The sequence below is a fragment of the Pseudomonas agronomica genome (assembly GCF_025917275.1).
GTDB classification, from domain to species: domain Bacteria; phylum Pseudomonadota; class Gammaproteobacteria; order Pseudomonadales; family Pseudomonadaceae; genus Aquipseudomonas; species Aquipseudomonas agronomica.
Genome location: NZ_JAOSHO010000194.1, coordinates 1 through 9,062, shown reverse-complemented (window position 1 = coordinate 9,062; position 9,062 = coordinate 1). Strand labels below are relative to the sequence as shown.

The following is a 9,062-nucleotide window of genomic DNA, read 5'->3' as shown; positions in this document are numbered from 1 at the left end:
CAAGGACAACACCGGTTACGATCTCAAGCATTTGTTCATTGGTTCGGAGGGCACGCTGGGCATCATCACCGCGGCGGTGCTGAAACTGTTTCCGGCCACCCACAGCACGGCGACAGCCTGGGTCGCGCTGCCTTCGCCGCAAGCGGCGGTGGATTTGATCGGTCATGTCCGCAGCCTGTGCGCTGATCGCCTGACAGGCTTCGAAATGATGTCGCGCCAGAGCCTGGAGTTTGTCCTGGACCATGTGGCCGGCTGCACTGACCCTCTGGAAGCGAAACACCCTTGGTACGCCTTGATTGAACTGCGCGACACGGTCCCCGATGCGCCCTTGGCGCTGTTGCTGGAAAACGGCCTGGCCCATGCCTTCGAACGCGGTTGGGTCATCGACGCGGTATTGGCCAGCAGCCAGGCACAGGCGGCCGCGCTGTGGGCGCTGCGCGAAGGTATTTCCGAGGCGCAGAACCATGAAGGCCCCAGTCTCAAGCATGACATCAGCGTACCCGTGAGCCGCATACCCGAATTCATCGAACGCACCGATCGCGCGCTGCAACAGGACTTTCCGGGCGTGCGCATCGTTTCTTATGGCCACATGGGCGACGGCAATCTGCACTACAACATCAGCAAGCCGATCGGCGACGCGGACGCCTCGTTCAAGGCGCGGGAACAGGCGATCATGCAGGTCATCTACCGGATGACCAGTGCCTTCAACGGCAGCATCAGCGCCGAGCATGGCCTGGGGCAAGCCAAGCCTGACGCGGCGGTTCGCTTCAAGGATCCCTTGGAGATGGAGCTGATGCGCGCCATCAAGCGCACGCTGGACCCGGCGGGGCTGATGAATCCGGGTAAGGTCTTTACTGCCGGGCTGGAGTGACTCAGTCGGCCACTGCTAGCTTCCCGGTCGAGTAGAAGTATGCAGTTGGATGAAGGTATTTCTCGAATATTATCTAATTTATGAAAAAATATTTTCATAATTCGCTTCGCCTAGCGTCCTTCGACGAATAGCTATGCTAGTATTTTTTCAAATTAACGACGAAACTGAAAAAATACTGATGCCAAAAAAAACAGCACCTCTCATGCCGTCAGCCGAGCGGCTCCTGCGCCAGTTTGGCGAACGGATCGAGCTGGCTCGTAAGCGCCGTAAGATCACTGCGGCGCAAATGGCTGCGCGGGCAGGTATGAGCGCGCCTACGTTGAGGGCCTTGGAGAGTGGCAGCCCTGCTGTGACCATCGGGGCCTACGTGTCGGTATTAGTGGTGTTGGGGTTGGAGAAGGACCTTGAGTTACTCGCACACACGGATGAGTTAGGCCGTGATCTGCAAGATGCTGAATTGAAGAGGCGTGTCACAGTCGAGCACATCAAGCCGAAAGTATCGCTGCCTGGTCAGTTTCATCGAGACAATTTGATCAGCATCTCAGCGAAAGAGAACCTCGCTATGTCGAGTGCCGCTGTCAGTCGGAGCCAGACAAGCTCCGAACTGGCCAAGAAGCTTTTAGGGGACGACGATGCCTGAAAGGATTTTCGTCTACGCAGACTGGAATGACACAGCACCGGTCCTGCTAGGAACCCTTCATTCCCGAAGATTGGCAGGATCCGAACGTATGGAGTTCGAATACGCGCGGGCTGTCCTTCAAACCATTCACACTCAAATCGCAATCGATCCTCGGATTCAGCCTTACGAAGGACGGCAATATCCAGCGAGAAACTGCTTTGGGTGCGTATCGGACTCCTCGCCTGATCGATGGGGGCGGCTGCTGATGGATCGTCGCTTGGAGCGAGACAAGCGAGCAGGATTTGTACCGCAGGACGCACGTCTATTTGACTCGGACTACCTTATCGGCGTTCACGACGCTTACCGGGTAGGGGGACTGCGTTTCAAAGTTGAGGAAGAAGGAGAATTTCTTGATAACCATGTGGAGCAGGCCGCCCCACCTATGGCCCGTATGCGTGAACTTGAAGAGGCTTCGCGTGGATTTGAAGCTGGAGAGGACCGGGGGCCCCATGGTCAGGACTGGATTCGAATGCTCATTGCTCCAGGTGGCTCACTGGGTGGCGCAAGGCCCAAGGCAAGTGTAGTAGACGACGATCAAGCCCTCTGGATAGGGAAGTTTCCCAGTAATAGAGACACCCACGACGTGGGCGGCTGGGAGATGGTCGTCAATACATTGGCCCAAGGCTGTGGGCTAAATGTTGCTGAAGGAAAAGCGCAACGGTATGCGAGTGAGCATCACTGTTTCATGGTCAAGCGCTTTGACAGAACAGCCAAGGGCGGGCGATTTCACTTTGCTTCAGCAATGACCCTGACGGACCGCCAGGATGGTGATGGGCATGAGACGGGGGCGAGCTATCTGGAAATTGCAGAGGTGTTGGTGAGGGAGGGAGCAGCCCCCAACGTAGATCTTCCCGAGCTTTGGCGAAGAATTGTCTTCAACATGCTGGTTTCGAATACTGACGACCATCTACGCAACCATGGTTTCCTGTTGGAGCCAGGACGCGGTTGGCGTCTTTCGCCTGCATATGACATGAACCCTGTCCCTGGCGACACTGGCTTGAGACTAAACGTTTCAGAGGTGGATAACGCCATGGACCTTGATTTGGCAATGAGTGTGGCTGGCTACTTCCGCGTCTCTGCTGACGATGCCAGACAAACCATAGATAGGTTCCGGGGCGTCATCAGTAAATGGCCCAGGATTGCGCGTTATCTTGGAATCTCAGGCAATGAGCAGGAGCGGATGGCGCCAGCATTCACGCTAGCCCGCTAATCCCTACTCCAGAAAACACCGATCAAAAAGGTAAACGCTGGCCGGCTTGAGATTCTCCACCGTGCGTTGCGGCCGCCCGCCGTCGCCGCTTTTCTTGCGGCCGGTTTCCTGCAGATAACCTGCCTCGGTCATTTTCAGCAGACGCTGGCGCATGCTGGTCTTGAGCACCGGACGGCCGAGCACCACGGAGAAAATATCCACCGCTTCCGGCGCGCTGAATTCAGGGCCCAGGAACATCAGCGGCAGGCTGCTGTAGAGGGCTTTGGACAACAATCGTTCCTGAACCGCCGCCACCAGACTGTTGTGATCGAAAGGGAGTTTGATCGAGGCGTCAGCGACGTCCTTGAGGGGAAAAAATCCCTGGTGTTCGGCGAGCTGGACCGCCTCGCTGGCAATGGCCAGGTAGAACGTCGAGGACGACCAGCAGCGCGGATCGCGAAACGCGTCGCCGACGGTGCCGACCTGTTCGATCCAGGCCAGCGGCATGCCGACCTTGCTTGAATTGCGCAGGCGCTCCACGGCGTCGTTCAGCGTGAGGTCTTCGACGTCCCCATTGACCACGATCCCGGGCAACGCCCAATGGCCGGCGAACGGCTCGGCTTCCCGTCGGTTCAGGAGGATTTCCAGCGCCTGGGTCTCCCGGCAGAAGCGCAGCACACAAAGGTCGATGGTGTGCAGATAACCGCGCGCGGCGGCTGGGCTAGTGGGCATGTCGATTTCCGTGGGTAGCGTAAAGGTCATAGTTTAACGGGTTCATGCCCGGAGCCATCCAGTTGGTGGGCAGCGGCTTGCCCAAGGCCAGTCGTTCGCGCACCACCGTGCTGCGTACGTGGATCTTTTCCTCGACGCAAAAGATGGAAAAGCGCTCCAGCAATTCCTCGCCGCGATAGAACGTCGGCAGCAAATCGGCGACATCCTGGCCCACTACCAACGCGATCCGCTTGCCGTCCAGAGCCAGGCTGTCGGCGAGGTGGGCGAGCAGGGTGTAGCTGTAGATGGCGCCTTCAACGCCACGGGCCACGACCTGTTCCACCCGGCTTGCGCGTACTTCGGCGCGGCACAGTGGTTGCACCTTTTCGACGATCGACTCCAGCCAGTTCAGGCGAACCTCATAGTCGACCATTTGCTTGCCGTGGGGATGCCGGAAGCTGGGGACCACCAGCACGCGTCTGGCCAAGCGTGAGGCCTCGATCATTACTTGAGCGTGGCCGGCATGAGGGGGGTTGAAGGCGCCGCCATACAGGGCAATCTCGAACATGGCTTATCCTCGTTTGGTACATGACGTGTACTCTATAGACAAAATCCTTTTTATGTAAACCTGATTTTTCTAGTTGTTTTGCTTATGCATGGAAGCTTGGTCAAAAAAAATATTTTTCGCGCCTGGCTTGTCATGAAAGTACATCACATATACTCTCGTGGCCATGAAGAGGAGAAACCCAGCATGAACAGCCTGATCCGGAAAACCGCTTCCTTCGATGTCGACGCGCAAAAGAGCTTCACACCGCTGTGCCCTGATGAGCTTCCGGTGCCGGGCGGTGACCAGATTGCCGGTGAGCTGAATTTCATCGCGTCCCTGGCGAACCTCCGCATCGGCAGCAAGGACGCCCATACGCCCCTGGCCCCCTGGGTGGTTGCCGATCATGCACAGATGCTCGTGCCGACCGGGCTCGAGCACGCCGACATCACCTGGGTCAGCCACTGCGTTCCCGGCACTGAGGGTTTCGCCCTGCTGGATGAACTGCCGACCCCCTACGACTACGACTATTTCGTCTGGAAAGGCGTCGAGCCGGATTTGCACCCGTACGGCGCCTGCTACCACGACCTGCACGGCAAGCTGTCCACCGGGGTGATCGAGTACCTCAAAGGCCAGGCAGTGGAGCAGGTCATTGTGGGCGGGCTGGCGCTGGATTTCTGCGTCAAGACCACCGCTCTGCAACTGGCCGCCGCCGGCTTCAAGGTGATCGTTCACCTCCCGGCCTGCCGGGCCATCAGCGAGGAAGGGGCCCGTCTAGCCATTCAAGACATGCAGGAAGCAGGCGTCGCAGTGGCCGTGACGCGTGAAGAAACCCTCCGCCAGGCAAACGCGTAAGGAAGAGACATGGACAGTGCATTCGATACAAACAGCGGCACCATCCAGAGTCTTCTGGATACCGACTACTACACCTTCACCATGATGCAGGCGGTCTTGCACCAGCACCCGAATGTCGAGGTGGAATACCAGTTCATCGTGCGTTCCAAGGAGCGGCTCGGTCACCTGATCCCGGACATTCGTGTCGAATTGGAGAAGCTCGCCGGGTTGCAACTGCGCGAGGGAGAGCAGCGGTTTCTGTTCAACAAGCGTTTCCGTGAGTACCTGACACCGGACTTCGAACAGTTTCTCGGGCTGTTTCGCTTCAATCTGCGCTACATCCACGTTTCGGAGGTCGACGGCCAACTGCACATCCGCGTCCGTGGTCCGATGCTGCACTGCATCATGTTCGAACAGCCGGTATTGGCGATGGTCAGCGAGCTGCGCAACCGCGAAAAATACCCTGAAGTCGAGCTGGCCGACGTCACCCGCAAGCTTTACCAGAAATTCGAATGGCTGGAGAAGAATGCCAGCCGTGAAGAACTCGCCGAGTTCCGTGTTTCAGACTTTTCCACCCGCCGGCGGCTGTCGTTCCGGGCCCAGCGGGAAGTGGTGAATGTCATGCGCAGCGATTTTCCTGGAGTCTTTGTCGGCACCAGTAACGCGCACTTGGCTTACGAGTTCGATCTGCCCCTGATCGGCACCATGGCTCACCAGTGGCTGATGGTGCACCAGCAACTCGGGCGCTTGCGCGAAAGCCAGAACGCGGCGTTGGAAAACTGGGTGCATGAGTATCGCGGCCGCCTCGGTATCGCCCTGACGGACTGCATCAGCACCGACTTTTTCCTCAAGGATTTCGACCTCTACTTCGCCAAGCTTTATGACGGCCTGCGCCAGGATTCAGGTGACCCGATCGTCTGGGCTGACAAGGTGCTGGGGCGTTACCAGGAACTGGGCATCGACCCACGTACCAAGGACCTGATGTTTTCCGATGGCCTCAATTTCGAAAAATGCCTGCCGATCCTGCGTCACGTTCGCGGCAAGGCCAAGTTCGGTTTCGGCATGGGCACCAGCCTGGCCTGCGATGTTGAGGGCGTCGAACCGCTGAGCATCGTCATGAAACTGGTGCGGGTCCACGGCGAGCCGGTGGTGAAGTTCTCCGATGATCCGATCAAGAACGTCTGCGAGGACGCCTCGTTCCTGCGGTACGCCGCCCAAGTGTTCAACGTTGCCCTGATCAATCCACAGTTGGGAGCCTGATATGACTACGCTTCAGCAAGAGACCATTGCCCGGGAACTGGGCATCGACCGTCAACTTATACCGGGCGGCGAAGCCACCGAGATCGCCCGCCGCATCGCGTTCATCAAGCAGACCCTGCGCGAATCGGGTTGCCAGTCCCTGGTCCTGGGGATCAGTGGCGGCGTCGACTCGCTCACCGCCGGCCGCCTATGCCAATTGGCGGTGGAGCAACTGCGCAATGAAGACTACGCGGCACGATTCATCGCCGTCCGGCTACCGTACAAGGCCCAGGCTGACGAGCAGGACGCCCAGGCGTCCCTGGACTTCATCCGGCCGGACTTGATCACCACCAGCAACATCGCGGCGTGCGTTGACGGCTTGATGGGCAGCATTGCCATCGATGGCTTGCAGCCTTCGGCCGAACTCACCGACTTTGCCAAAGGCAACGCCAAGGCCCGGGCCCGGATGCTTGCGCAATACGCCATTGCCAATTTGAGCAACGGACTGGTGGTCGGCACCGATCATGGGGCGGAGGCGGTGATGGGCTTTTTCACCAAGTTTGGCGACGGCGCATGCGACCTGGCACCGCTGTCCGGGCTGACCAAGACCCAGGTGAGACTGCTGGCCGACGCGATGGGCGCCCCCGCGCACCTGGTGCGCAAGGCGCCGACCGCTGATTTGGAGGACCTGGCGCCCGGTAAGTTGGATGAAGTGGCGTATGGCTGCAGCTACGAAGAAATCGATGCGTACCTGATGGGCGAAGAGGTGTCGCCCAAAGCGCGACAGATCATTGAACGCGCTTACCTCAAGACAGCCCACAAGCGAGCGTTGCCTCGCGTTCCGGTATCGTTGTAATAGGTTTAAATGGGGGCTTTGGTCTCGAACGGAGTGGAAAATGACCCAGGCAAGCAGCATCAAGGACCGCGTACGCATCAAGCACGTCGAGGTCCTCTCGGACAATTGGTACATCCTGCGCAAGACCACTTACGACTACCTCGGTCGCGATGGCCAATGGCGCGAACTCACGCGCGAGACCTATGACCGCGGCAACGGCGCCACCATCCTGCTTTACAGCAAAGCCAAGCAGACCGTGGTGTTGACCCGGCAATTCCGCTTCCCGGCGTTCGTCAACGGGCACGACGGCCTGTTGATCGAAACCTGCGCCGGCCTGCTGGACAACGATGATCCGCAGACCTGCATCCGCAAGGAAACCCAGGAAGAAACCGGCTATGTCGTCCAAGACGTGCGCAAGGTATTCGAGGCGTTCATGAGCCCGGGCTCGGTGACCGAGCGGATCCATTTTTTTGTCGGTGAATACTTCGACGAAGACAAGCAGCACGAAGGTGGCGGTCTTGAGGCCGAAGGTGAAGAGATCGAAGTGCTGGAGATGCCGCTCGACCAGGCCCTGGGCATGATCGAGACCGGCGAAATCTGTGACGGCAAGACCATCATGTTGTTGCAGTACGCCAAGTTGCATCGGTTGCTGGACTGATCCGGCGGGCCTCGGCGGTACCGAATCTGTCGCGATAGGCTGAGGGCGGTAAACCCACCGCGTTGCGGAACGCCGCCCGGAAGCTCTCCACCGACCGATACCCACAGGCCTGGGCGATGCAGGCTGTGCGCTGGTCAGTGTTCTCCAGCAGCTCCCTTGCGCGGTTCAAACGCTCTTGCTGCAGCCAGACCTTCGGCGGCAGGCCGGTGATTTCAACGAAGCGCCGCGAGAAGGTCCGCTCGCTCATGGCGACGCGAGCAGACAGGTCGGACACGTTCAAAGGCTGGTCCAGATGCTCGCGGACCCATTGCAGGATGCGTGTCAGTTCGTTGCGCGGTGACTTATCCACAGGCGCCAAAATGAATTGCGATTGGCCGCCGGTTCGTTGCGGTGCCATGACCAGGCGCCGGGCGACCGAGTTGGCGACATGCGTACCGAAATCCCGGGCGATCAGATGCAGGCAGGCGTCAATGCCGGCGGCGCTGCCGGCTGAAGTGATCAACTGCCCAGCGTCGACATAAAGCACGTTCGGGTCAACGGTGATCCGGGGAAATCGCTCGGCCAGTAAGGATGAAAATTGCCAATGGGTGGTCGCGGTCTCGCCATCGAGCAGCCCGGTAGCGGCCAATGCGAACACGCCTGAGCAGATGGACAGTAAGCGAGCGCCGCGGGCATGGGCGCGGCGCAATGCCTGCAACAACGCTTCGGGAGGCGGCACGTGGTGGCTGCGCCAGCCGGGAATGATGATGGTGCGCGCGCGGTCGAGGGCTTCAAGCTCGGCGTCGACGGCTATCCGAAGACCTCCCAGCGCATGCATCGGTCCTGGGTCGACGGCAACGATTTGATGGTCATACCACGGGATATTCAGTTCTGGACGAGGCAGGCCGAATATCTCCAGGGCAATGCCAAACTCGAATACGCACAGGCCTTCGTAAACGAGGATCGCCACGGTTCCGGGATGAGCGTGCATTTGGCGAAATTCCACCGTTTATTGTCTTGCGCTGCACTGTAGCGGACAGCTTTGCCTTCCTACAATCATCTCCAGGAAATCGGCGAAACCTCGACGGTAGGACCTCGCAAAGCGGGCAAGGAAAACGCAAATGAAGAAAATCGCCGTGGTGGGCTGTACCGGTGCAGTGGGCATGACCATGCTGCACTTGCTTGAAGATACCGAGCATGAGGTGGTCTGCATGGCCTCGGGGCGTTCGGCCGGAAAGCGCTTGGTGGTGGGTAAGACGCGCCATCTGATCGAACCTTTTTCTATAGAAGGTTGCGCCTCGTGCGATATCGTTTTCCTGTGTGTGTCCGGTGCGTTTGCCTTGGAATACGGTGAGCGCCTGGCTGAAAAATCTCACGTGATCGATAACTCATCGGCTTTTCGTTACCACGAAGAGATCCCGCTGCTCGTGCCGCCCATCAACGGCCGGCGTTACCAAGGCGAGAAACTGATCGCCAATCCCAATTGCTCTTCGGCCATCGCATTGATGGTGCTGGGACCGCTG

Annotated in this window: 10 protein-coding genes and 1 pseudogene; 8 read left to right on the top strand and 3 right to left on the bottom strand. The window is 58.8% G+C overall.

Going from position 1 to position 9,062, the window contains the following annotated elements:
* From OC610_RS15200 to OC610_RS15190, 3 genes are all read left to right on the top strand, one after another.
* The coding region (locus tag OC610_RS15200; protein WP_264428765.1) for an FAD-binding oxidoreductase at window positions 1–871 on the top strand (871 nt) is incomplete at its 5' end.
* A 133-nt stretch (window positions 872–1,004) separates the two neighbouring features.
* Complete coding sequence (locus tag OC610_RS15195) at window positions 1,005–1,511, top strand: helix-turn-helix domain-containing protein (RefSeq protein WP_408636595.1); 507 nt, start codon at window positions 1,005–1,007, stop codon at window positions 1,509–1,511.
* Window positions 1,504–2,760 (top strand): type II toxin-antitoxin system HipA family toxin, encoded by a 1,257-nt coding sequence (locus OC610_RS15190; protein WP_264428763.1) that lies wholly within the window; start codon window positions 1,504–1,506, stop codon window positions 2,758–2,760. Before OC610_RS15195 ends, OC610_RS15190 begins: the two co-directional genes overlap by 8 nt.
* Window positions 2,761–2,763: 3 nt before the next feature.
* Here OC610_RS15190 and OC610_RS15185 read toward each other — a convergent pair whose 3' ends face one another.
* On the bottom strand, window positions 2,764–3,471 hold the full coding sequence (locus tag OC610_RS15185; RefSeq protein ID WP_264428761.1) for an NUDIX hydrolase: 708 nt from the start codon (window positions 3,469–3,471) through the stop codon (window positions 2,764–2,766).
* Window positions 3,461–4,018: an adenylyltransferase/cytidyltransferase family protein gene (locus OC610_RS15180; protein WP_264428760.1), complete on the bottom strand. Its 558-nt coding sequence runs from the start codon at window positions 4,016–4,018 to the stop codon at window positions 3,461–3,463. The genes OC610_RS15185 and OC610_RS15180 overlap by 11 nt, the downstream gene beginning before the upstream one ends.
* Before the next feature lie 183 nt (window positions 4,019–4,201).
* Between OC610_RS15180 and OC610_RS15175 the strand changes: the two genes are divergently transcribed.
* The 4 genes from OC610_RS15175 to nudK are packed head-to-tail and all read left to right on the top strand — an operon-like array spanning window position 4,202 to window position 7,560.
* The gene (locus tag OC610_RS15175) at window positions 4,202–4,849 is read left to right on the top strand and encodes a nicotinamidase (RefSeq protein ID WP_264428758.1); all 648 of its coding nucleotides are present in this window, start codon (window positions 4,202–4,204) and stop codon (window positions 4,847–4,849) included.
* Between the two features lie 9 nt (window positions 4,850–4,858).
* The gene (gene pncB, locus OC610_RS15170; protein ID WP_264428755.1) at window positions 4,859–6,088 is read left to right on the top strand and encodes a nicotinate phosphoribosyltransferase; all 1,230 of its coding nucleotides are present in this window, start codon (window positions 4,859–4,861) and stop codon (window positions 6,086–6,088) included.
* Between the two features lies 1 nt (window position 6,089).
* On the top strand, window positions 6,090–6,923 hold the full coding sequence (gene nadE, locus OC610_RS15165; protein WP_264428754.1) for an ammonia-dependent NAD(+) synthetase: 834 nt from the start codon (window positions 6,090–6,092) through the stop codon (window positions 6,921–6,923).
* Between the two features lie 40 nt (window positions 6,924–6,963).
* Entirely contained in the window at window positions 6,964–7,560 is a 597-nt protein-coding gene (gene nudK / locus OC610_RS15160; protein WP_264428752.1) for a GDP-mannose pyrophosphatase NudK, read from the top strand.
* Here the strand turns inward: nudK and ftrA are convergent.
* The gene (gene ftrA / locus OC610_RS15155; RefSeq protein ID WP_264428750.1) at window positions 7,517–8,530 is read right to left on the bottom strand and encodes a transcriptional regulator FtrA; all 1,014 of its coding nucleotides are present in this window, start codon (window positions 8,528–8,530) and stop codon (window positions 7,517–7,519) included. The two genes, nudK and ftrA, sit on opposite strands and share 44 nt — an antisense overlap.
* 130 nt (window positions 8,531–8,660) lie before the next feature.
* On the opposite strand from ftrA, the pseudogene OC610_RS15150 reads away from it, so the two are divergent.
* Window positions 8,661–9,062, top strand: a pseudogene (locus tag OC610_RS15150) (aspartate-semialdehyde dehydrogenase); the annotation flags it as partial.